23 protein-coding genes are annotated in these 21,456 nt (G+C 65.9%); 5 read left to right on the top strand and 18 right to left on the bottom strand.

Features of this window, described 5'->3' with window-relative positions; all coding sequences use genetic code 11:
• Positions 1-11 precede the first annotated feature (11 nt).
• Both PCJ49_RS00650 and PCJ49_RS00645 read right to left on the bottom strand, forming a co-directional pair.
• Positions 12-326: a hypothetical protein gene (locus tag PCJ49_RS00650; protein ID WP_269909239.1), complete on the bottom strand. Its 315-nt coding sequence runs from the start codon at positions 324-326 to the stop codon at positions 12-14.
• Between the two features lie 12 nt (positions 327-338).
• A complete protein-coding gene (locus PCJ49_RS00645; RefSeq protein WP_269909238.1) occupies positions 339-599 on the bottom strand; it encodes a hypothetical protein in 261 nt (86 codons plus the stop codon).
• A gap of 176 nt (positions 600-775) precedes the next feature.
• Here PCJ49_RS00645 and PCJ49_RS00640 point away from each other — a divergent pair, with 176 nt between their 5' ends.
• From PCJ49_RS00640 to PCJ49_RS00620, 5 genes are all read left to right on the top strand, one after another.
• Positions 776-1,777 carry an esterase-like activity of phytase family protein gene (locus PCJ49_RS00640; RefSeq protein ID WP_269909237.1) on the top strand — a complete coding sequence of 334 codons (1,002 nt, stop codon included), beginning with the start codon at positions 776-778 and terminating at the stop codon, positions 1,775-1,777.
• 100 nt (positions 1,778-1,877) lie between these two features.
• A complete protein-coding gene (gene serS, locus PCJ49_RS00635) occupies positions 1,878-3,146 on the top strand; it encodes a serine--tRNA ligase (protein ID WP_269909236.1) in 1,269 nt (422 codons plus the stop codon).
• Positions 3,146-3,928 carry a 5'/3'-nucleotidase SurE gene (gene surE / locus PCJ49_RS00630; protein WP_269909235.1) on the top strand — a complete coding sequence of 261 codons (783 nt, stop codon included), beginning with the start codon at positions 3,146-3,148 and terminating at the stop codon, positions 3,926-3,928. The genes serS and surE overlap by 1 nt, the downstream gene beginning before the upstream one ends.
• Complete coding sequence (locus PCJ49_RS00625) at positions 3,925-4,605, top strand: protein-L-isoaspartate(D-aspartate) O-methyltransferase (protein ID WP_269909234.1); 681 nt, start codon at positions 3,925-3,927, stop codon at positions 4,603-4,605. The genes surE and PCJ49_RS00625 overlap by 4 nt, the downstream gene beginning before the upstream one ends.
• A gap of 2 nt (positions 4,606-4,607) precedes the next feature.
• Positions 4,608-5,873 (top strand): peptidoglycan DD-metalloendopeptidase family protein, encoded by a 1,266-nt coding sequence (locus PCJ49_RS00620; protein WP_269909233.1) that lies wholly within the window; start codon positions 4,608-4,610, stop codon positions 5,871-5,873.
• Positions 5,874-5,876: 3 nt separating this feature from the next.
• Here the strand turns inward: PCJ49_RS00620 and PCJ49_RS00615 are convergent, their stop codons facing one another.
• The 16 genes from PCJ49_RS00615 to ccoN all read right to left on the bottom strand — a co-directional run bounded on the left by PCJ49_RS00615 (position 5,877) and on the right by ccoN (position 21,450).
• On the bottom strand, positions 5,877-7,121 hold the full coding sequence (locus PCJ49_RS00615) for an alginate export family protein (RefSeq protein WP_269909232.1): 1,245 nt from the start codon (positions 7,119-7,121) through the stop codon (positions 5,877-5,879).
• Positions 7,118-8,728 carry an MFS transporter gene (locus PCJ49_RS00610; RefSeq protein ID WP_269909231.1) on the bottom strand — a complete coding sequence of 537 codons (1,611 nt, stop codon included), beginning with the start codon at positions 8,726-8,728 and terminating at the stop codon, positions 7,118-7,120. Before PCJ49_RS00610 ends, PCJ49_RS00615 begins: the two co-directional genes overlap by 4 nt.
• Before the next feature lies 1 nt (position 8,729).
• Complete coding sequence (locus PCJ49_RS00605) at positions 8,730-9,149, bottom strand: DoxX family protein (protein ID WP_269909230.1); 420 nt, start codon at positions 9,147-9,149, stop codon at positions 8,730-8,732.
• 224 nt (positions 9,150-9,373) lie between these two features.
• Positions 9,374-11,326, bottom strand: coding sequence for an amidohydrolase (locus PCJ49_RS00600; RefSeq protein WP_269909229.1), 1,953 nt, complete (start codon positions 11,324-11,326; stop codon positions 9,374-9,376).
• On the bottom strand, positions 11,323-11,580 hold the full coding sequence (locus PCJ49_RS00595; RefSeq protein WP_269909228.1) for a DUF1427 family protein: 258 nt from the start codon (positions 11,578-11,580) through the stop codon (positions 11,323-11,325). Before PCJ49_RS00595 ends, PCJ49_RS00600 begins: the two co-directional genes overlap by 4 nt.
• A gap of 206 nt (positions 11,581-11,786) precedes the next feature.
• On the bottom strand, positions 11,787-12,446 hold the full coding sequence (locus PCJ49_RS00590) for a hydrolase (RefSeq protein WP_089289098.1): 660 nt from the start codon (positions 12,444-12,446) through the stop codon (positions 11,787-11,789).
• Positions 12,447-12,755: 309 nt separating this feature from the next.
• A complete protein-coding gene (locus PCJ49_RS00585) occupies positions 12,756-13,442 on the bottom strand; it encodes a sulfite exporter TauE/SafE family protein (RefSeq protein WP_089289097.1) in 687 nt (228 codons plus the stop codon).
• A 34-nt stretch (positions 13,443-13,476) separates the two neighbouring features.
• On the bottom strand, positions 13,477-14,031 hold the full coding sequence (locus PCJ49_RS00580) for a hypothetical protein (RefSeq protein WP_269909227.1): 555 nt from the start codon (positions 14,029-14,031) through the stop codon (positions 13,477-13,479).
• Positions 14,028-14,192 carry a cbb3-type cytochrome oxidase assembly protein CcoS gene (ccoS, locus tag PCJ49_RS00575; protein ID WP_089289095.1) on the bottom strand — a complete coding sequence of 55 codons (165 nt, stop codon included), beginning with the start codon at positions 14,190-14,192 and terminating at the stop codon, positions 14,028-14,030. Before ccoS ends, PCJ49_RS00580 begins: the two co-directional genes overlap by 4 nt.
• Positions 14,183-16,414: a heavy metal translocating P-type ATPase gene (locus tag PCJ49_RS00570; RefSeq protein ID WP_269909226.1), complete on the bottom strand. Its 2,232-nt coding sequence runs from the start codon at positions 16,412-16,414 to the stop codon at positions 14,183-14,185. Before PCJ49_RS00570 ends, ccoS begins: the two co-directional genes overlap by 10 nt.
• On the bottom strand, positions 16,411-16,881 hold the full coding sequence (locus PCJ49_RS00565; protein ID WP_269909225.1) for a FixH family protein: 471 nt from the start codon (positions 16,879-16,881) through the stop codon (positions 16,411-16,413). Before PCJ49_RS00565 ends, PCJ49_RS00570 begins: the two co-directional genes overlap by 4 nt.
• On the bottom strand, positions 16,878-18,227 hold the full coding sequence (gene ccoG / locus PCJ49_RS00560; RefSeq protein ID WP_269909224.1) for a cytochrome c oxidase accessory protein CcoG: 1,350 nt from the start codon (positions 18,225-18,227) through the stop codon (positions 16,878-16,880). Before ccoG ends, PCJ49_RS00565 begins: the two co-directional genes overlap by 4 nt.
• Positions 18,227-19,093, bottom strand: a complete 867-nt coding sequence (gene ccoP / locus PCJ49_RS00555; RefSeq protein ID WP_269909223.1) for a cytochrome-c oxidase, cbb3-type subunit III — start codon at positions 19,091-19,093, stop codon at positions 18,227-18,229. Before ccoP ends, ccoG begins: the two co-directional genes overlap by 1 nt.
• On the bottom strand, positions 19,080-19,250 hold the full coding sequence (locus PCJ49_RS00550) for a cbb3-type cytochrome c oxidase subunit 3 (protein WP_089289091.1): 171 nt from the start codon (positions 19,248-19,250) through the stop codon (positions 19,080-19,082). Before PCJ49_RS00550 ends, ccoP begins: the two co-directional genes overlap by 14 nt.
• Complete coding sequence (ccoO, locus tag PCJ49_RS00545) at positions 19,250-19,969, bottom strand: cytochrome-c oxidase, cbb3-type subunit II (protein WP_153205896.1); 720 nt, start codon at positions 19,967-19,969, stop codon at positions 19,250-19,252. Before ccoO ends, PCJ49_RS00550 begins: the two co-directional genes overlap by 1 nt.
• Before the next feature lie 20 nt (positions 19,970-19,989).
• Positions 19,990-21,450, bottom strand: a complete 1,461-nt coding sequence (gene ccoN / locus PCJ49_RS00540) for a cytochrome-c oxidase, cbb3-type subunit I (RefSeq protein ID WP_269909222.1) — start codon at positions 21,448-21,450, stop codon at positions 19,990-19,992.
• Positions 21,451-21,456: the final 6 nt, after the last annotated feature.

Raw genomic sequence — 21,456 nt, 5'->3', positions numbered from 1 at the left:
CCACGCCCAGGTCAGTTGAACAACCAACCCAGCAGGCCCTTGGATTTCTTCGGGGCCGCCTTGGCCTGCGGCTTGGGCTGTGGCAGGGCGGGTTTGCCCTGCACATATTCATGGCAGAACCGTTCAAAATCCTCCTTCCGGCCGAATTTGAACAGCACCAGCAGCACCTGACTGCGCATACCGGTATCCACGCTCATCTGCTCTTGCATACCGATGAACTCAAGCGCCCACAGGCCCTTCACATTGGCCTGTATCCAATCCTCCGCCTTATCCATGTCGCCACGGTTCTTGAACTTCACCGTGGTTTCGAAATTGTAATTGGCCATGGGACGGGCGCCTTAACCCAGCAGATGGAACAGGATGACGAACCCGACGATGGCAATCACCAACGCCATCACAGGGTTGTACCGCAGCCACGCCGCCAAATCACTGCTGCTGAAATTCAATTCCGCCTTCAGAACGCGGACATTATCCGATTCTGGCTTGGTTTCCGCCGTCGCCAGCTTGGCTTCCAGTTCGGCGATGCGGGCTTCCAGGCGGTCCAGCCGCTCAGAATCGATGGCCGGCGGCGGGGTCGGCAGGGCGTCGATCTCGCTCATGATGTCATGTACCTGATCTTGTGGAATGCCAAAGGTTGGGTGGCAGGATAGCCCCCCATGCGGCGCTGCGAAAGAAGATTGAACAGGCCACATGGCTTGACCCCGACGGCTGCCGCCCTGTTTGATGCCCGCCAGCCCTGAACCGACAGGAAAAACACACCACGATGGCCCGATCGATGTTCCGCCTATGTTATCTTGCCGGTTGGCTGCTGGCGGCCCCCCTTGGCCTGACCGGCTGTGCCACCGGCGACACCCGGCCCCATGGCGTGCCCGTGCAACTGGTGGAGACCGAACCGGCCGCTATCCAGCCAGAGCGGGTTGGTGAACTGGTTTTCAAGGGGGCCGTGGCCTTGCAGGAGGGGCGCAAGACCGTGGGTGGGCTCTCTTCCCTGCGCGTCAGCCCCGACGGACGGCAGTTCATCGCCATTTCCGACCGGGGTGACAAGGTGGCGGGCCGGCTGTCCTACCGCCCGGATGGGACGCTGACCGGGATGGACGATCTGATCAAGGCCCCCTTGCTGGAAAGTGACGGCAGCGCCCTGCAGGGCGGGAAGAATGATACCGAATCGCTGGCCATGATCGGTCCCTGGCCGGGCGATGGCTGGGTTGTCGGGTTTGAACGCGAACACCGGCTGCTACGCTATGGCCCGGCCCTGGCGGGGGTGAAGCCGGTGCCGCTGGACGGTCCGGCAGGGCTGAAGGAACTGGATTTCAATGCCGGGCTGGAGACGGCGTTGATGCTGGCCGACAACCGGCTGCTGCTGATCGCGGAGGGGGAGGCAGCCGGCGCGCCCGGGCTTCACCGCGCCTGGGTGGGCCGGTCAGGCAATTGGGTGGAGTTCCGCTACCAGGGCCACCCGCCCTTCCTGCCAGTGGATGCGGCAAACCTGCCCGATGGCGGCATTCTGGTGCTGGAACGGCGCGTCGGCATGTTGGGCGGCTGGGGCAGCCGCATCGTGCATATTGATGCCAAGGCCCTGGCGGTGGGCACCATGGCCGGCGCCACCCTGGCAGGGCGGGAGATCGCCCGCCTGGACCCGCCCCTGCTGACGGAGAATTTTGAGGGAATCGATGTGCGCCCGGCCAAGGATGGCCGCGTCTTCATCCACATTATTTCCGACGATAATTTCTTTGTGCTGCAAAGAACGGTGATGATGATGTTCGAATGGAAGCCCTGACCGGGCTTCACAACCGGTGTCCCTGGACGGCAGCCCCCTGCTGCCCCTATAAGGGCGGTGCACTCTTTGTGCCCCCTTCACGGCTTCAACTGGCGCTGTCATGCACGACCTTCGTTCCATCCGCGACAATCCCGATGCTTTCGACCGTGGCCTGGCCCGGCGCGGACTGTCCGCCCAGTCGTCCGACATTCTGGCACTGGACCAGCGCCGCCGCGCCCTGCAGACCGAATTCCAGGAATTGCAGGCGCGCCGCAACGAAGCCTCCAAGCTGATCGGCACCTATAAGAAGGAAGGGCGCGATGCCCAGCCTTTGCTGGATGAGGTGGCGGCGCTGAAGGAAAAGCTGCCCGCCCTGGAACAGCAGGAAAAGGAGTTGGGGACCGAACTGGATGGCATCCTGGCCAGCCTGCCCAACATCCCGGCCGATGATGTGCCGGCGGGCAAGGATGAGCATGACAATGTGGAAATCCGCCGCATTGGCACGCCTGTAGAGATCGCCAATGCCAAGCAGCATTTCGAGCTGGGCGAAGCGCTGGGCCTGATGAGCTTTGATCTGGCCGCCAAGCTGTCGGGCGCGCGCTTCACCGTGCTGCGTGGCAAGCTGGCCCGGCTGGAACGCGCGCTGGGCGATTTCATGCTGGATATCCACACCAACGAGTACGGGTTCGAGGAAGTGTCCCCGCCCCTGCTGGTGAAGGATGATGCCGCCTTTGGCACCGCGCAGTTGCCCAAATTCACCGAAGACCTGTTCCAGACCACCAATGGTTTCTGGCTGATCCCCACAGCAGAGGTGCCGCTGACCAATCTGGTCAATGACGCCATTCTAGATGCAGACGAACTGCCGCTGCGCCTGACCGCCCGCACCCCCTGTTTCCGGTCCGAAGCCGGGTCGGCCGGGCGCGATACGCGCGGCATGATCCGCCAGCACCAGTTCTACAAGGTGGAAATGGTCTCCATCACCCGGCCCGACCAGTCGGCGGCCGAGCATGAACGGATGACGGATGCCGCCGAAACCGTGCTGAAGCGGCTGGGCCTGCCCTTCCGCACCGTCACGCTCTGCACCGGCGATATGGGCTTTTCCGCCCAGAAGACCTACGATATCGAGGTCTGGCTGCCCGGCCAGGGCATGTACCGCGAAATCTCCAGTTGCTCCAATTGCGGGGATTTCCAGGCCCGCCGCATGAAGGCCCGCTTCCGCGCCAAGGGGGAGAAGAACACCCAGTTCCTGCACACGCTGAACGGGTCGGGCGTGGCCGTGGGCCGCTGCCTGATCGCAGTGCTGGAAAATTACCAGCAGGCCGATGGCTCCATCCTGGTGCCGGAAGCGTTGCGCCCCTATATGGGCGGGCTGGAACGGATCACCGCATAATGAGCAAACCTAGTTTCGATTTTACCGGTGCCCGCATCCTGATCAGCAATGATGACGGCATCCATGCCGCAGGGCTGGGCGTGCTGGAAAAGATCGCCCGGTCGCTGAGCGATGATGTCTGGGTGGTGGCGCCGGAGACGGAGCAATCCGGCGCCAGCCACAGCCTGACCATGCATCGGCCCCTGCGCCTGCGGGAGGTGGGGCCGAAGCGCTATACGGTGGACGGCACGCCCACCGACTGCGTGTTGCTGGCCATCAACCACCTGATGCAGGATCGCAAACCGACCCTGGTGCTGTCCGGCATCAACCATGGCAGCAATCTGGGGGAGGATGTCACCTACTCCGGCACGATTGCCTGTGCGATGGAGGCGACGCTGCTGGGCGTGCGTGCCATCGCCATGAGCCAGCGGACCCGCCCGGACAGCCCGCCCGACTGGTCGGTGGCCGAACGCCATGGCGCCGATATCGTCCGCCGAATCATGGCGGTGGACTGGCCGCGCCATGTGCTGATGAATGTGAATTACCCCGCCGTGCCGCCGGATGAGGTGACCGGCGTACATGTGGTGCGCCACGGCAACCGCAAGATCGGGGATGAGCTGGACGAGCGGATCGACCCGCGCGGCCGGCGTTATTTCTGGATCGGCATGGCGCGCGGGGAAACAGAGGTACCGGCGGACACCGATGTGCATGTCGTTTCCCATGGCGGCATCTCGGTGACGCCGATCTATCTGGACCTGACCCATTACGCCTGTCTGGAGGCGTTGAAGGGGGCCTTGGCGTGAACCGGGCGGCCAGCAAGATCAGGCTGCTGATGTTGCTGCGCCGTCAGGGCATCACCGATGTCAATGTGCTGCGGGCGGTGGAGCTGGTGCCGCGCGAACTGTTCGTGCCGACACCGTTCCGCGATCAGGCCTATGAGGATACGGCCCTGCCCATCGGCCATGGCCAGACCATCAGCCAACCACAGGTGGTAGGCCTGATGACCCAGGCGCTGGCGGCAGGACCGAACGATAAGGTGCTGGAAATCGGCACCGGAAGCGGCTATCAGGCCGCCATTCTGGCCAAGATCGCCCGGCACGTGTATACGGTCGAGCGGCACCGGCCCCTGTTGCAGGAGGCAGAGGCCCGGTTCGCTGCCTTGCGACTGCCCAATGTCACGGCCCGGCTGGCCGATGGCCGGCGCGGCTGGCCAGAGGCGGCCCCGTTCGAGCGGATATTGGTAACAGCCGGCTGTATCGGCTATCCACCGCCCGATCTGGTGGAACAACTGGCGCCCGGTGGTATCATGGTCATACCGCTTGGCCCCGATCACCGTGCGCTGAAGGTTGTCCGTTTGCGGCGGCCCTTGGTGGATGGTGATGGCGAATGTGGATTGCAGCGAGAGGAATTGTGGCCCGTTCGATTCGTCCCCCTGTTGCCGGACCTCGCCCCTTATCCACCGCAATGCGGGGTGGGTTGAGGATGCGTCTGGCCACCACCATCGCCGTTCCCCTGCTGGCCCTGGGCCTGCTTTCCGGCTGTTCTACCGGTGGGGATGCGCCGCACGCGGCACCGCCGCCCCCGCCGGCCAATGCCATCTTCGTTTCGCGCGGCGACACGGTGCAGACCATCGCCGCGCAGTACCATGTTTCCGCGCAGGATCTGATCAGCCTGAACGGGCTGGCCCCGCCCTATACGCTGCATCCCGGCCAGCGGCTGAACCTGCCGACACCCCGCACCTATCAGGTGAAAGCCGGTGATACAGTCTATGGTATCGCCCGACAGATGAATGTCGACATGGCGGAAATCATCCGCCTGAACGGCCTGCAGCCGCCCTATATGGTGCGGGTCGGCCAGCAATTGCAGATGCCGGGCGGCGGGGGCGGTGCCCCGGCCCAGGTCGCCAGCAGCGTCAACCCGGCCCCCGCCCCTGCGCGCAAGCCGGATATGCCGCCGGCCACCAGCTCCGCCCCGCCGGCCCGCGCGCCCCGCCCCAGTGTGGAGGCGGTGCCGCTGGACCCGCCGGCCCCGGCGGCAGCCAAACCGGTAACCCCAGCACCGGTCCGCCCGACCGTGACGGCACCGGTGGCCACCAGCACGGCACCAGCGGCCGGTAAGCGCGGGGTGGAGGCGGAAACCCTGGCCCCGCCACCGGCTGCCCCCGTCCCCCATGCCAGCAATGGCAACGGGACCGCCAGCAATGCGACCGCGCCGGTGCTGCCGGCCAACCGGCAGCCGGTGCCGGTGACCCCGGCCCCCGTGGTGCCGGCCACCCCGGCACCTGTGCCCAGTCAGGCCCCCACGCCCGCCCCCCAGGTGGCCACCGCCACCCCGCTGGCCAAGCCGGACGAAGCACCACCGCCGCGCACCGCTGCCCGCTTCATGTGGCCGCTGCGGGGGGAGATCATTTCCACCTATGGCGCCAAGCCGGGTGGCCTGCGCAATGACGGTATCAATATTGCCGCCTCCCAGGGCACGGCCGTGGCGGCGGCCGAGGCCGGCATCGTCGCCTATGCCGGCAATCAGCTGAAATCCTTCGGCAATCTGGTGCTGATCCGCCATGATGGCGGCTGGGTCACCGTCTATGCCCATCTGGCCGATATCGGCGTGCAGCAGGGCCAGCGGGTGACGCGCGGCCAGTCCATCGGCACGGTGGGCCAGACCGGCAATGTCCGCTTCCCGCAACTGCATTTCGCCGTGCGCAAGGGCGATCAGGTGGTCGACCCGATGGGGCAGCTGGAGAAGTAAAAGCTACAGCGCCCAGCCGATTTCCACCCCCACCAGGGTGGTGGTGTCATCATGGCCGGTGCGGCGCAGATAGCCGCCGGGCTGGAAGGCGGAAAGGGAGGCGGTGACCGAAAGCCCCTCCCCCTTCCAGCCCAGCACCAGTTCGCCTTGATGGCCAATATAGCGGCCAGCATCGGGATCGGCGGGGCGCAGCAGCTGGCCGGGCACGCTATATACCCCGTCATGGCGGTTTTCCCGCCAATAGAACAGGCTGACCAGCGACAGGTCAAAGCCGTGGCCCAAATCCAGTTCCAGGCCCGGATGCAGGTTCATGATGTTGCGCGGGCCGATGGGCGTCAGTTCCCCGAAATATTTGGCGCGCGGGTAGAGCGGGTTGAAGGTGCCCAGCCGGCCATCCTTGGGATCGCCATCCCCGCTGGCAATATTGGCCCGCAGCAGCAGGCGGGGGGTGAGGGGCAGATCGGTGAATTGATAGCCGGTTTCGCTGGCCAGCGACCAGGCCCGAATGCTGCTGTCCGCCAGATGCCCCCATTGGGCCATCGCTTCCCAATTCCAGGACCAGGGGCCCTGTTTGCCGGCCAGACGGAGACCCGCTGTGCGTCGCCGTTCCCGGCCCCGCCCCTGGGCATAGCGGGCGGTGCCCTGGCCGGTGGCCAGCAGATAGGCATCCATCACGCCCTGTTGCCCCTGCAGCGTGGTGTAGAGACCGCGCAGAAAACGGCCCTGGCCCGGCTTGTCGTCAAAATCATCCGGCCCGGTAATGACAGGCCGTTCCCACAGGGCCTGGGCCTTCCAGCCCTGGCCGGACAGGATCAGCCGTCCACCATCAAACGGCTGGGGCACATTGGCGCCGAACCGCCGCCCCACCAGCCGTTCAGAGCCCAGCCCCAGCAATTCCCGGCCACCACTGACCGACATTGCGACCGGTCCCGCCTGTACCAGATCGACCGCCAGGGAGGCCTGTAACAGGTCCACCCCGCTGCGGTCGGGCGGGCCGGGATCGGCCCGCATTCCGGTAACCCCGGCCCCGATCAGTTGGGTGAACAGGCGAAACCCGTCCCCCTTCACCGAAAGCGAGGGCATGACCCGTTCATAGAGATAATGGTCGCCCCCCTGGCCCCATTGGTCATGGGCCAGATCCTCCCAGCGCAGGCGCAGATCCAGCCCCGGCGTGACCGTGGGGCTTTCGGCACCGGCCGGTGCGCTCAACGCCAGAGCCAGCGCCAGACCGGCAAGACACCGTTTCATGATGGGGCGATCAGGTGGCGGACGATGGGGGCATCCGGCCCCAGATGAAAGGCACGCACCGCCTCCTGGTTTTCCCGGTCGGCATGGGTGACGCGTTCATGCTGGCGCAGATGTTCAAGCCAGCTTTCCAGCACAAAGCTCTCCACCATGCGGCCCGGCTCGGCCGCATCCTCATACAGGCCCCAACTGATGGCACCGTCGCGGTGGCGGATGCGGCGTAGCACCTGCATGGCGGCGCTGAAATCCGCCACCCTGGCCGGATCGACCCGGTATTCAACGGTAATCATCACCGGCCCCCGGTCCGCCGGCATGTCGGCCACCGCCAGCGGAACCGGCCAATGGGAGGATGGGGTCAGATTGCCTGCCCCTTCCCCGCTGATCCGCCAGCGCAGCGCCAGAACCAGGGCCAGGATCTGGCCCGTTGCCGCCACCATCAGGGTCATGGGGATGCCCAGATGCCCGGCCAGCGTCCCCCACAGCGTGCTGCCCGCCGCCATGGAGCCCTGGAAGACCAGCAGATTGACGGCCAGCGCCCTGGCCTTCACCCAGGCCGGCACTGCCATCTGGGCGGCGACGTTAAAGCTGGAAAGCATGGCGATCCAGCCCATGCCGGCCAGCGCCATGGCGCCTGCCGCCTCCCCAAAGTTCCGCGCATGGGCCAGCCCGACGGCGACCAGGGCGAACAGGATGGTGGCTCCGATGGTCAGCCCATTGGCACCCGTCCGCGCCCGCACATGCGGCAGCAGCACGGCCCCCAGCACGGCCCCCGCCCCCATGCAGCCCAGCAACCCGCCATAGGCGGCAGGCCCCAACCCCAGTTCCCGCCGGGCAATGATGGGCACAAAGGCCCAGAGCGCGCTGGCAAACAGGAAGAAACCGATGGAGCGGATCAGCACCGTCTGCAAGGCCGGTGAATGCCGGGCATAGCGCGCCCCGGCCCGCAAGGCGCCGAAGAAACGCTCTGCCGGCAAGGTGGGGGCGGCCACCTGCCGCCGCCACGCCACCAGCACCACCATCACCCCCAGCACCGACATTGCGTTCAGGGCGAAGACGGCGGGCGTGCCGGCCGCCGCGATGATGAAACCGCCCAGCGCCGGGCCGATGGCGCGGGAAATATTGATGCCCAGGCTGTTCAGCGCCACCGCATCGGGCAAGGCCGGGCGCGGCACCAGTTCCGGCACGATGGCCTGAAAGGCGGGGGCCGACAGTGCCGCCCCGGTGGCAATGGCAAAGGTCAGCGCCAGCAGCACCAGCGGCCCGGTCAGCCCCATGAAGGTCAGCACGGCCAGCAACCCGGCACAGGCCAGTGCCCAGAGCTGGGCCCCGATCAACAGCCGGCGGCGATCCACAATATCGGCCAGCGCCCCGCCCGGCAGGGCGAACAGGAACATGGGCAGGGTGGTGGCTGCCTGCACCAGCGCCACCATGATCGGCGCCTCGGACAGGCTGGTCATCAACCAGCCGGCCCCGGCATCATGCATCCAGGTACCGACATTGGACACGATGGTGGCGATCCATAGCGCCCGGAACAGTGGCAGGTGCAGGGGGCCGGGGGTGGCGGAAGGGGACGGCGGCGGGGGGACGGATGGCGATGGGGCAATGGCCATATCACACCCCTCGCCGCCGGCATGACAGGATGGCGGCAAGCACCAGCCCACCGATCAACCCGCCATGTTCCAGGAAAGTATTGCGTTCGTGAAAGCGGGCCATCGGCTCGGCGATGGTCCAGAATGGATGGGCAATCAGGGTGGCGAGCGCGGTGAACACCCCCAAAGCCCCCGCCCCCAGCCAGGCAAACCGCCCCCAGATCACCAGCACCGACCCGCCGATCTGCACCAGCACCGTGGCGATGACGGTCGCCCAGGCCGGTTCCAGCCCGAAATGCGCCGCTTCGGCCAGGGCGCCCTGGATGTCGAACAGCTTGGCGATGCCGCTGGTCCAGAAAGGCAGTGTCAACAGCACACGCGCCGCCAGATCAAACCAGGGTGCGGTGAGCAGGGAGGCCAGAGGGGCCGGCGTGTCGCGCATGGGTGGGGGCTTTCGGTTGGGGGCTGTTCGTTGGCAGCCATCACAGGGCGCTCAGCGAACGGGGCTTCCCGCTCGACATCTCACCGTCACCCCGGCGAAGGCCGGGGTCCAGCTTGTAGAGCAATGCGCCCTTTGATTCTGGACCCCGGCCTTCGCCGGGGTGACGGTTGATGAGGGAGCCTGGGAATGGCGTGACGTTGGAAACGATGTGGCAGAAAGACGCCTCACACCGCCCAGCACCCGCACCCGAACGCCCCCCAGAACCCGCCGGCATCCGCCGCCGGCACGTTGGCCCCCAGGGCCGCCGCATGGTCATGCCCATGCACCCCGCAGGCAGATGCACAGCCGCACAGCGAGCCCATTTTCAGCAGTTTGCCATCCTTGTCCCGCGCCGGCTGGTAATAGCCGCCGAAGGTGGCGACCGGTGACCAGTCGGGCATCGGCTTGGGCAAGGCCGGGGCCAGCGGGCCGTAATCACCAGCCCCATGCACCACCTTGCCGCCCAGCAGGGTCAGGACAGAGGTGATGTGCAGGATCTCGCTTTCCGGCACGCTGAAATAATCGTCTGACAGCACCACCAGATCGGCCAGCTGGCCCGCCTTCAGCTGCCCCTTCTTGCCCTGTTCGTTGGAGAACCAGGTATTGGCCTCCGTCCACAGGCGGAGCGCCGTTTCCCGGTCCAGCCGGTTGGTATTGGGATAGAGTGACAGGCCGCCGACCGTCCGCCCCGTCACCAGCCAGGACAGCGAGACCCAGGGGTTATAGCTGGCAACCCGGGTGGCATCCGTCCCCGCCCCCACCGGCACGCCGGCCGCCATCATCTTGGCAATGGGCGGGGTCGTCTCGGCCGCCTTCGCGCCATAGCGTTCGACGAAATATTCGCCCTGATAGGCCATCCGGTGCTGCACGGCGATACCGCCGCCCAGGGCCGCGATACGGTCGATATTGCGCTGATCAATGGTTTCGGCATGGTCGAAGAACCAATGCAGCCCGTCAAAGGGCACATCCCGGTTCACCTTTTCGAACACATCCAGCGCGCGGGTAATGGTTTCGTTGTAGGTGGCGTGCAAACGCCAGGGCCAGCGATTTTCCACCAGCAGGCGGACCACCGGTTCCAGGTCGCTTTCCATATTGGGCGGCATCTCCGGCCGCTCCACCCGGAAATCCTCAAAATCGGCAGCGGAATAGACCAGCATTTCACCGGCACCATTATGGCGATAGGTATCGTCGCCCTGCCCCGGCTTCACCTGTTTCGACCAGCCGGCGAAATCTGCCAGTTCCTGTTTCGGCTTCTGCGTGAACAGGTTGTAGGAGATGCGCAGCGTCAACTCCCCATCACCATGCAGCTTCTCAATGATCTGGTAATCGTCGGGATAATTCTGGAAGCCGCCACCAGCATCAATCACTCCGGTCACACCCAGCCGGTTCATCTCCCGCATGAAATGGCGGGTGGAGTTGATCTGATATTCCGGGGCCAGCTTCGGCCCTTTGGCCAGTGTGGAATAAAGGATGGTGGCGTTGGGCTTGGCCAGCAGCAGGCCGGTCGGCTCCCCATTGCCATCGCGGATGATCTCACCCCCCGGCGGGTTGGGCGTGTCGCGCGTATAGCCGACCACGCGCAGGGCGGCCCGGTTCAGCAGCGCCCGGTCATAGAGATGCAGGATGAAGACCGGGGTTTCCGGGGCCGCCTGGTTGATCTCCTCCAACGTCGGCAGGCGCTTTTCGGCGAACTGATGTTCGGTGAAGCCGCCGACAACCCGCACCCATTGCGGCGGCGGCGTCACCTCAGCCTGTTTCTTCAGCATGGCCATGGCGTCGGCCAGGGTTGGCACCCCGTCCCAGCGCAATTCCATATTGTAATTCAGCCCACCCCGGATGATGTGCATATGGCTGTCGATCAGGCCGGGGATGACGCGCCGTCCCTTGGCATCGATGATCTTCGCATCCGGCGATGCCGCCGCGCGTACCTCTGCTTCCGACCCGACGGCCAGGAAGCGCCCGTCGCGGATGGCGACCGCCTGGGCCTGCGGGTTGGCACGGTCCAGCGTGGTGATCTTGGCGTTGGTGAGGATCAGATCGGTGCCGGGCATGGCGGCTCTCCCAGGGTCGGCAAGGAACGGGGTGATGAAAAGGGATGCGGCACCCGCCAGGGTGCCGCGACGCGTCGGCCCGGTCATGTCGGGCGGCTTTCATTATCCTGCGCGTCCGGCAGCCGGCCCATCACATGGTTGGCACAGCCGGTGCGCAGGTAGGAGACAACGGACTCACCGCCCCACAGCCGCTTGGCCACGGGAACCACCTGTTCACCCAGCAGGATGCCCAGCAGCCCGATCAGCGCGATGGTGGGCGGCGCGGGGGAGCGCACATTCAACAGGCTGTAGATCACACCGACCAGCAGCCCGGCGGCAAGCGAAAGGAGATAGGGCTTCATGGGCGGCGGGCTCCTGGGTGGGGGAGTACGTAACTTCCCGGCGGGGTTGAAACATGGCTGTCCGCAACCGTCCCCTTTTTCCACCGTCACCCCGGCGAAGGCCGGGGTGACGGTAGGGGGCGGAAACGGCCCGCTAAAACAATCACTCACAAAAGCAGGCCGGGCCGGAGAAGCAGTGCCCCCACCGGCCAAGCCCCCGACATCCCTCAATGCGCGCCTTCGGACGCGCCAAACATGGTCTTGGCGTAGATGATGCCCAGCCCATAGGCGCCGCCGAACTTCTTGGCGATACCGGTGGTCATGTCATAGGTCTCGGTACGTGCCCAATCGCGCTGCAGCTCCAGCATGTACTGAAGCGAAGTCATCGGGCGGACGCCGGCCTGCACCATGCGGTCCATGGCGCGATCATGCGCTTCGGTGGAAACGTCGCCGCAGGCATCGGCGATCACATAGACCTCATAGCCCTGGGCCAGCGCCGACAGGGTGGGGCCGACGATGCAGACAGACGTCCACAGGCCGCAGAACACCAGGCGACCCTTGCCGATCTTGTTCACTTCCTCGATCACCGGGGCATCTTCCCAGGTGTTCATGGAGGTGCGATCCAGCAGCTTCTGACCGGGGAAAGCCTCGGTGATCTCAGCGAACATCGGGCCGGAGAAGCTCTTCTCCGCCACGGTGGTCAGGATGGTGGAAACACCGAAGCCCTTGGCGGCATGGGCCACCAGGGCGGCATTGTTGCGCAGCTCCACCGCATCGATCGACTTGGTCGCAAAGGCCATCTGCGACTGGAAATCGATCATGATCAGCGTGTGGTCCTGCGGGGACAGCAGCAGCGGGCCGGGCGTCGGGGTGGCTTTGATGGACATGGGATCGGTTCCTTCAAGGGTTGCAGGCATGGGTGGGCCTTGCCAGAAGCGCTATGGCCCTGATCTGTGCGGGATCGTGTTTGAAATGCTGAACAATGCTGATCGATTATGTTCGCCGCTGATCTTAACCAGATTGGCCGCCGATGCTTGTCCGGATTGCCGGGCTTTAGAACTTTTAACAGCGAACCATTCCGCACCCGGACCATCGGCATATACCCGTGGTATGGGGTGGCGCAGATGCAAAAAGGGCCTGCGGCACGCGTGGTGTCGCAGGCCCTCTGGCGGGATGGAATTCAGCCGGTAACGGGGTCAAACCACCCGGCAGATGGCCTCGATCAGGGAGGCCGGCACCAGCAGCGACAAGGGGGCCAGCAGAATCAACAGCGCCCCCATGGCCCGGCGCAGGGCCGGGCGGCGGGCCCAGGCGACAATGCGGCCATAGCCGATGGCGGCCAGCGTGACGGCAGGCAGCGTGCCCAGCCCGAAACCGGCCATCACCAGCATCCCCTGCGGGGCGCTGCCGGCCAGCATGGCATAGAACAGGGCGGCATAGACCATGCCGCAGGGCAGAAAACCCCAGAGGATACCGGCCAGCGGCCCGGCAATCCGGCCGTGGCGGCGCAGCATCTCCAGCCCCTTGCCGATGGGGGCCAGCAGCCGGTCGAAAATGGACAGCGGCGGGGCCAGACCGGTCAGCGAAAAGCCGATCCAGCCCAGCGTGACGGCGGCAGCCCATTGCATGACGCGATAGGCCTCCCGCTGGTCAAACATGCCGTAGAAGGTGGAACCCAGCGCCCCGACAATGGCCCCGGCCAGCATATAGGCCAGCACCCTTCCGGCCTGCAGCCCCAGCAGGGGCAGCAAGGGGCGGGATGTCTCCCGCCCCGGTGTCAATGCCATCAGCAGGCTGCCGGCGATGCCGCCGCACATGGCGGCACAGTGCAAGGCACTGGCCAGACCCAACAGAAACCCGCCGATGAAATTGACTTCTTCCATAGGAACCTAAAACAAGTGAATGGGACCGCAGGGGTCAGTGATGGTCCCCTGCCCCCTGCGCCTCCGGGTCTTCGCCACCCTTCAGCGCCAGCAGGGCCAGCGCCAGGATCAGCAGCGGCACGGCGATCAGCGCGGCATAGAAGGCCACATCGATCCCGATCACCACCACACCACCGATCAGCAGCAGGATGACATTGCCCAACGTCCAGGGCAGCAGCTGGTCGCTGAACAGGCTGGCCCCGAAACGATACAGCCGGCCGGGCACCGTTGCCAGCACGCTGAGCGCGGCCAAGGGGCGCAGCACCGGCTGGGCGAGGCTGAGCGCAACACCGATACCCATGACGACAGCCGCACCGACCAGCCCCAGCGGAATGGCCAGCGCCTTGCCCAGCAGGCCCAGGCCTTCGCCGGCCAGCTTGGCCGCGGCGCTGTCACCGGGATTCTTGGGCAGGCTGCGGATGGCCAGCCAGACGCCATAGGCCAGGGCCAGCAGGGCCACCGCCACCGCCGTGCCGATCAGCCCGCCCATCAGATATCCGGCCAGTGCGGCCATGACCAGATTGATCGCCCCGCGCAGCAACTCATTCATCTTTCAACCCCTCCAACCTTATCGTCCGGTTCATTCAGAATGCGCTGGGCAGCGCCATCCAGGTCATCATACTGGCCATTATCCAGGCTCCAGAAAAAGCCCACCAGGCCCAATCCGCCCAGCCCCAGGGCCAGCGGTATCAGAAAAAGGATCACGTCCATCGGCCCCACCCCGCGCGCAGCGCGTTCAAGGTCACGGTCAGGGAACTGACCGACATGGCAATGGCGGCCGCAAGCGGCGTGACATGCCCCGTCATCGCCACCGGTACCAGGGCGGCATTATAGATGGCAGCGATGATCATGTTCTGCCGCATCAGGCCCAGGGCCCGGCGGGAAATCCGCATCGCTTCCGGCAGCAGGGTCAGACGGCCCGCCGGCAGCACGATATCCGCCGCGCATTGGCTGACCGGGGCGCCATGGGTGAAGCTGGCGGAAACATGCGCGCCCGCGAGCGCCGGCGCATCATTCACCCCGTCGCCCACCATCAGCACATGGGCGCCCTGGGCGCGCAACGCCTCCAGCGCTGCCAGCTTGGCGGCCGGGTCAGCGGCGGCCACGGCCGGCACCGCCAGCCGCTTGGCCAGGTCCATCACCGGCCCCTGCGCGTCGCCGGACAGGATGGAGGGGGCAAGGCCGGCGCGTTTCAGGGTGGTCACCAGTTCCGCCGCCTCTGCCCGCACGGTATCGGCAAAGCGGAAACAGACGGGCGGCCGACCGGGGCGGGCCAGCCAGACGGTGGAGGCCGCCTCCATCTCGGCTGCGCCAAAACCCGGCGGCACCCCGCAGAAACCGGCCGAGCCCAGGCGTACCGCACCCTGTGGCCCCTGCCATTCCAGGCCGGCGCCCGGCACCTCCTGCACATCGCCCGTCAGTTCCACCGCCGATCCGGCGGGAACCGCCGCCGCCAGGGCGCGGGCCAACGGATGCAGGCTGTGCGCCGCCAGCCCTGCCGCCAGGGCCAGCACCGCCGGATCGCGCGAGGGGTCGCGCAGCAGGCGCGGGCGGCCTTCTGTCAGGGTCCCGGTCTTGTCCAGCACCACCCGGTCCACGGCGGCCAGCCGTTCCAGCACATCGCCGCCGCGCAGCAGAATGCCCCGCCGCAGCAGCGCCCCCCGGCTGACCACCTGCACCGCCGGCACAGCCAGCCCGATGGCGCAGGGGCAGGCGATGATCAGCACCGCCACGGCATAGAGCAGCGCGGTGGCAAAGCCGGCCCCGCCCAGGAACAGCCAGTAAAGGAAGGTGCCGGCAGCACAGGCATGGATGATCGGCGTCCAGATGGCGGACACCTTGTCGGCCAGCGCCACCAGATGGCCGCGCCTTGTTTCCGCAACTTCCACCAGCCGCGCCATTTCCGCCAGATGGCTGTCGGCCATGGCGCGGTCGGCGCGGCAATGCAGCGCCCCGCCGCCATTGATCATGCCGGCCACCAGCGCGTCACCGGGTGCCACGGAAAGCGGCACCGGTTCGCCCGTCACGGCGGCGCGGTCCATCTCGCTATGGCCGGACAGAATGGTGCCATCCACCGGCACCTGTTCGCCGGGACGCACCAGCAGCACCATGCCGGGTAGGATATCGGCAGCGCGCAGCTGCGCCAGCGCGCCATCCGCCATCACCCGCGTCGCCCCGCGCGACTGCATCAGCAGGAACTGTTCCAGCGTCTGCCGCGCCCGTGCCCGCACACGGAATTCCAGCACGCGGCCCAGCAGCAGCACGAACAGCAGCGACGCCGCACTGTCGAAATAAACATGCGGGCCACCGCGCAGCAGCTCCACCACAGAGATGCCCAGCGTCAGCAGCAGGCCCAGCGTGATGGGCACATCAATATTGGTCCGCGCCGTGCGCAGCGCATTCCAGGCGGAGCGATAGAACAACCGCCCGCCATAAAGCACCGCCGGTACCGCCACCAGCCCGCTGATCGCCTGCAGCAACAGGCGCGTACCCTCTTCCATATCGGTGGCGAAACCAACCCAGACCGGGATGGACAGCATCATGGCATTGCTGCCGGCAAAGCCGGCCACGGCCAAGGCGCGCAACAGGCTGCGCCAGGTCTGCTGATCACTGCTTTCCAGGAATTCCGGGTCGAAGGGCACCACCTTGTAGCCCGCCGCCTCAATCCGCGCGGCCAGCCGGTCGGCCTCGGCGGCATCGCCCTGCCAGCGCAGGCTGAGGCGGCGCAGGGTCAGGTTCAACCGGGCCTCGGTCACCCCCGGTTCGGCCGCCACCGCCCCTTCCACCGCCTGGATGCAGGCGGCGCAATGCGCCCCCTCCACCAGCAGATTCAGCCGGCATTCCGCCCCGTCGCGGTCAACGAAGCCCAGCACGGAACCCTGTTCCGGCAGGGTCCGCTGATCGGACGGGAAGGTGCCGGCCAGCGCTGTCACGGCCAGACCTCAATTTCAACAATGCGGGCCACATGGTCAGCGCCCCGGTTCACCGTCAGCCGCACGAACCAGCGGCCGGCCAGCGGCAGCTTCACCGGCAGCACCGCTTCACCACGGGACGTGGTTTCCGTCGCCAGTTCCACGATCTGCGGGAACTTGGTCATCCGTTCCGCCTGCGCAACGATATGCGCTTCCACGGGCTGACCGTTGGCATCGATCACCTGCAGCGTCAACCGCCCGGCCAGCGGGCCGGTCGGTTCAAAGCGGGTCTGCACCTGCCAGCCCAGGGCGGCCTCCGCCGCCTGCTCCTTCAGCACCGCATTATAGCCCACACCGGTGGCATAGGGCTTGTCCGTCACCAGACCGGGGAAGGTCTTCACCGCGATGGAGACGAAGACGCCCTGCACCGAGAACAGCAGCAGGAAAAAGCCAACAAAAGCAAAGGGAATCCAACGGTCACGCTTCATGATTCCGGCCCCCAGAACTGGGTTTCCACCGTGCCCAGCAACCGCCCGTCGCGGGCATCCTGCACCAGCAGATGCAGCGGCGACCGGCCCTTGGCATCCGCCCCGGCCGAGCGGGTGATCAGCAGACGTTCGCGCAACTCGCGCTGATCCAGCGTCACATCAACCGTTTCGGCGCCGATATGATCCCCACTGCTGGCCAGTCGCAGCAAACCCGCCTCCCCTTCCGCCAGACGCAGGCGCAGGGTGGACAGGCCGGGTTGCCGGGCCTGGATATGCAGCAGGAAATCATTGCGGATGCCGCCATCGGACAGGCGCACGAACAGCGGGTTGCGCTGCGGGTCCAGATCGGCGCGCAGCGGGCTCAAGGTCAGCATGGCGAACAGCGAGGCACCCAATGCAAGCAGCGCCACCGACAAAAACAGCATCGGCTTGGCCGCGAAGGGACGCGGCAGCGTCTTGGTCCAGCTTTTGGCGTTGGCGTTTGTTTCGCTGTCAAAACGGATCAGGCCCTTGGGGCGGCCGATCTTCTCCATCACCGTGTCGCAGGCATCAACACAGAGGCCACAGCCGATGCAGCCCATCTGCAGCCCGTCGCGGATATCGATCAGGGTGGGGCAGACAGCGACGCAGCGGGTGCAGTCGATACAGTCGCCGCGCGTGCCGCCCGGCTCCCCGCCCAGATCCTCCCGCAAGGGGATGCGCTTGCGGCCCCGGCTTTCACCGCGCCAGGCCTGATAGGTCACCACCTGGCTGTCACGGTCCAGCAAGGCCGCCTGAAAACGCGGCCAGGGGCACATATGCAGGCAGACGCGCTGCTTGGCATAAACACCCAGCAGCCAGGTCAGGCCGCCAATGATCAGGACCGCGCCATAGGAACCGGGGGCGGCCGACCCGCCCAGCAGCCGGCCGGCCAGCGTCGGCGCATCGGTGAACCAGCAGGCAAAGCCGAACCCGGTCAGCAGGGCGATGGCGATCTTCACCAGCACCGGCGGGATGCGGCGATGTTCACAGAAGCGGTCCACCGCGAAGAACAGATCGGTCCACACCGTCTGCGGGCAGGCAAAGCCGCACCAGACGCGGCCCGCCAGGGCCGTGGCATAAAATAACAGAGAGGCGGCCCCCACCAGCAGACCCACGGCAATCGGCAGATCCTGCGGCCAGAATTCCCAGCCGAACAGGAACAGCCGCCGGCCCGGCAGATCGAACAGGATGGCCTGACCCGGCAGGTCAGGCCCCCGGTCCCAGCGCAGGAACGGCACCAAGAAGAACCAGCCGAGCAGCAGACAAGCCAGCCCCGTCTTGATGCGACGATAGCGGCCGCTGGCTGTGGCGGGGACGCCCTTCATCACTCGCCCCCGCCCAGGCCATGGACGTAGAGCGCCAGCATCCGCAGCGATTCCTCATTGAGGCGGCTGGCGAAGCTGGGCATGGAGCCCATGCGCGGGCTGGTGATCTGGTGGATGATGGCGTCGCGGCTGCCACCATAGAGCCAGATGGCATCATTCAGGCGCGGCGCGCCGAAATCACGCCCGCCCTCGCCATTCTCACCATGGCAGCCGGCGCAATTATCCTTGAACAGGGTGGCACCCGGCAGGGCGGCGCGGCTGTCGGCCTTGGACTTGTCAGCCAGCGTCAGCACATAATCCGCCACATTGGCGATCTGTTCCTTGGACAGGCTGTCGCCGAACACCGGCATGGCCGATTGGCGGCTTTCCTCATCCGTGTTGCGGATGCCGTGGCGCACGGTCTGGATGATATCGGCGGGCTTGCCACCCCACAGCCAGTCATCGTCCAGCAGCGCCGGGAACTGGCCCTGCTGGCCACCGCCCCCCACACCATGGCAAGGTGCGCAATTTTCATTGAACAGGGCGCGGCCGCCGGCCTGCACGAAGCGGCGCAGCTCCTCGTCCTTGCTCACTTCTTCCAGCGGCACGGCCATCAGGCGCTGGCGCCAGGGGGCCTGGGCGGCGGCGGCGATGGCCTGTTCCTCCCGCAGCTCCCCGCGCGAGGACCAGCCGAGCAGGCCCGGCTCCAGGCTCTTCGTCGTGGCGAAGGAGGGCATCAGCCACAGATAGATCAGCGCCACCATGATGGAGATCAGGAAGGTCGTGATCCACCAGGTGGGAATCGGCGTGGAGAGTTCCTTGATACCGTCCCACTCGTGACCCGTGGTCAGACGGCCGGTCAATGCATCGCGCTCACGCTGCGCCATGATCATCATCCTTGATCTGGAAAGGAATAAGCGCGTGATCGCGCATGGTCTTGCCGTTGCTGGTCCGCAGGGTCCGCCACAGCAGGGCGAAGAAGACCACCACGGCCATCACCAGCCAGGCCTGACGCAGCAGCGACAGGATTGCCTCTTCCGTCATTATTTGGCCCCCGGATCCAGGCGGGCATCGCGGAAATCAACCAGCGTGCCCAGCACCTGCAGATAGGCGATCAGCGCATCCATTTCGGTGACGCGGTTCGGCTGGCCATCGAAATCACCCAGGCGGGCCTTGGGATAGCGGGCCAGCAGCCCATCGGTATCCACGCCGCTGGCCTGAGCCTTGGCGTCATCGATGGCGGTCTTGATCTGCGTATCGGTATAGGGCACGCCCACCTTGCGCAGGGCCGTCAGATGGTCCGGAATGCTGGTCAGGTCCAGGTCGCGGTTCTTCAGTTCGGCATAGGCCGGCATGATCGACACCGGCACCACGCTGCGCGGGTCTTCCAGGTGGGCCAGATGCCAGGCGTTGGAATATTTCAGGCCAACGCGGGCCAGATCGGGACCGGTGCGCTTGGACCCCCAGAGGAACGGGTGGTCATACATGCTCTCCGCCGCGATGGAGTAATGGCCGTACCGGTCAACCTCATCGCGGAAGGGGCGGATCTGCTGGCTATGGCAGAGATAGCAGCCCTCGCGGGTGTAGATATTGCGGCCCATCTGTTCCAGCGGGCTGTAGGGCCGCATCCCGGCCACCTTTTCCACCGTCGTTTCAATGCGGAACAGCGGCACGATCTCCACCAGACCGCCGATGGAAATCACCAGCAGCGCCAGCATGGAGAGCAGCGAGAGGCTGCGTTCGATAGTCGCGTGATTGGGCATTCTCTATTCCCTCCCGCCGATCAGGCCGTCACGGCCGGGGACACAGCCGCTTTATCTTCGCGGCTGGCCGGCTGGCGGATGGTCATGACGAAGTTGATGGTCATCAGGATGCCGCCGGTCAGGTACAGAACCCCGCCCAGCGCACGGATGACGTAATAGGGGTGCAGCATCGCCACGCTGTCGGCGAACGAGTATTGCAGGAAGCCCATGGCATCATAGGCGCGCCACATCAGGCCCTGGGTGATGCCGCTGACCCACATGGCGGTGATGTAGAGCACGATGGCGATGGAGGCGATCCAGAAGTGCCATTCGACCAGACGGATGGACCAGAGCGGCCGGCGCCACAGGCGCGGCACCATGTAATAGAGCGCGCCGAAGGCAACGAAGGCCACCCAGCCCAGCGCACCGGAATGCACATGGCCAACGGTCCAGTCGGTGTAATGCGACAGGGCATTGACCGACTTCAGCGCCATCAGCGGGCCTTCAAACGTGGCCATGCCATAGAAGGCGACGGCCACCACCAGGAAGCGCAGGATCGGGTCGGTGCGCAGCTTACCCCAGGCGCCCGACAGGGTCATGATGCCGTTGATCATGCCACCCCAGGACGGCATCCACAGCATGATGGAGAAGGCCATGCCCAGCGTCTGCGTCCAGTCCGGCAGGGAGGTGAAGTGCAGATGGTGCGGACCGGCCCAGATATAGAGGAAGATCAGCGCCCAGAAGTGCACGATGGACAGCCGGTAGGAATAGATGGGCCGTTCCGCCTGCTTGGGCACGAAATAATACATGATGCCGATGAAGCCGGCGGTCAGGAAGAAGCCGACCATGTTATGGCCGTACCACCACTGGATCAGCGCATCCTGCACGCCAGAGAAGGCGGAATAGCTCTTGGTGCCCGTGATCGCCACCGGCATCGCCAGGTTATTGACGATATGCAGCACGGCCACCGTGATGATGAAGGCCAGATAGAACCAGTTGGCCACATAGATATGCGGTTCCCGCCGGCGGGCGATGGTGCCGGCGAAGATGGCGAAATAAATCACCCAGACGACCAGCAGCAGCAGGTCGGCATACCATTCCGGCTCCGCATATTCCTTGCTCTGGGTAATACCCATCACATAGCCGGAAATGGCGATGACCAGGAACGCCTGATAGCCCCAGAAAAACAGGTTGGCCAGACGCTTGCCGCCCCACAGCCCGACCATGCAGGTGCGCTGCACGACATAGAACGAGGTGGCGATCAGCGCATTGCCGCCGAAACCCAGAATCACGCCGGTGGTGTGAACCGGGCGCAGGCGGCCAAAGCTGCCTTCCAGCCCCATATTCAGGTGCGGAAAGGCCAGCAGGGTCGCCACCCAGGTGCCGGCGGCAAAGCCGAACAGCGCCCAGATAACGGTGGCAAGCGTGAAGCGGCGGACAATCGCCTCATTCAGGCCGGGAATGGACCCGGCCGGGGCCAGGCTGGTGGAAGGGGTGCTCATGCTTCT

It is taken from the genome of Niveispirillum sp. BGYR6, assembly GCF_027568365.1.
Classification (GTDB): Bacteria; Pseudomonadota; Alphaproteobacteria; order Azospirillales; family Azospirillaceae; genus Niveispirillum.
The sequence above is the reverse complement of the archived record's forward strand: the minus strand, read 5'-3'. Positions and strand labels throughout refer to the sequence as shown.

Coding starts and splice junctions, on each gene's coding strand:
- PCJ49_RS00650 (WP_269909239.1), bottom strand. CDS start 326: ATGGCCAATTACAATTTCGAAACCACGGTGAAGTTCAAGAACCGTGGC.
- PCJ49_RS00645 (WP_269909238.1), bottom strand. CDS start 599: ATGAGCGAGATCGACGCCCTGCCGACCCCGCCGCCGGCCATCGATTCT.
- PCJ49_RS00640 (WP_269909237.1), top strand. CDS start 776: ATGTTCCGCCTATGTTATCTTGCCGGTTGGCTGCTGGCGGCCCCCCTT.
- serS (WP_269909236.1), top strand. CDS start 1,878: ATGCACGACCTTCGTTCCATCCGCGACAATCCCGATGCTTTCGACCGT.
- surE (WP_269909235.1), top strand. CDS start 3,146: ATGAGCAAACCTAGTTTCGATTTTACCGGTGCCCGCATCCTGATCAGC.
- PCJ49_RS00620 (WP_269909233.1), top strand. CDS start 4,608: ATGCGTCTGGCCACCACCATCGCCGTTCCCCTGCTGGCCCTGGGCCTG.
- PCJ49_RS00615 (WP_269909232.1), bottom strand. CDS start 7,121: ATGAAACGGTGTCTTGCCGGTCTGGCGCTGGCTCTGGCGTTGAGCGCA.
- PCJ49_RS00610 (WP_269909231.1), bottom strand. CDS start 8,728: ATGGCCATTGCCCCATCGCCATCCGTCCCCCCGCCGCCGTCCCCTTCC.
- PCJ49_RS00605 (WP_269909230.1), bottom strand. CDS start 9,149: ATGCGCGACACGCCGGCCCCTCTGGCCTCCCTGCTCACCGCACCCTGG.
- PCJ49_RS00600 (WP_269909229.1), bottom strand. CDS start 11,326: ATGACCGGGCCGACGCGTCGCGGCACCCTGGCGGGTGCCGCATCCCTT.
- PCJ49_RS00595 (WP_269909228.1), bottom strand. CDS start 11,580: ATGAAGCCCTATCTCCTTTCGCTTGCCGCCGGGCTGCTGGTCGGTGTG.
- PCJ49_RS00590 (WP_089289098.1), bottom strand. CDS start 12,446: ATGTCCATCAAAGCCACCCCGACGCCCGGCCCGCTGCTGCTGTCCCCG.
- PCJ49_RS00585 (WP_089289097.1), bottom strand. CDS start 13,442: ATGGAAGAAGTCAATTTCATCGGCGGGTTTCTGTTGGGTCTGGCCAGT.
- PCJ49_RS00580 (WP_269909227.1), bottom strand. CDS start 14,031: ATGAATGAGTTGCTGCGCGGGGCGATCAATCTGGTCATGGCCGCACTG.
- ccoS (WP_089289095.1), bottom strand. CDS start 14,192: ATGGACGTGATCCTTTTTCTGATACCGCTGGCCCTGGGGCTGGGCGGA.
- PCJ49_RS00565 (WP_269909225.1), bottom strand. CDS start 16,881: ATGAAGCGTGACCGTTGGATTCCCTTTGCTTTTGTTGGCTTTTTCCTG.
- ccoG (WP_269909224.1), bottom strand. CDS start 18,227: ATGAAGGGCGTCCCCGCCACAGCCAGCGGCCGCTATCGTCGCATCAAG.
- ccoP (WP_269909223.1), bottom strand. CDS start 19,093: ATGGCGCAGCGTGAGCGCGATGCATTGACCGGCCGTCTGACCACGGGT.
- PCJ49_RS00550 (WP_089289091.1), bottom strand. CDS start 19,250: ATGACGGAAGAGGCAATCCTGTCGCTGCTGCGTCAGGCCTGGCTGGTG.
- ccoO (WP_153205896.1), bottom strand. CDS start 19,969: ATGCCCAATCACGCGACTATCGAACGCAGCCTCTCGCTGCTCTCCATG.
- ccoN (WP_269909222.1), bottom strand. CDS start 21,450: ATGAGCACCCCTTCCACCAGCCTGGCCCCGGCCGGGTCCATTCCCGGC.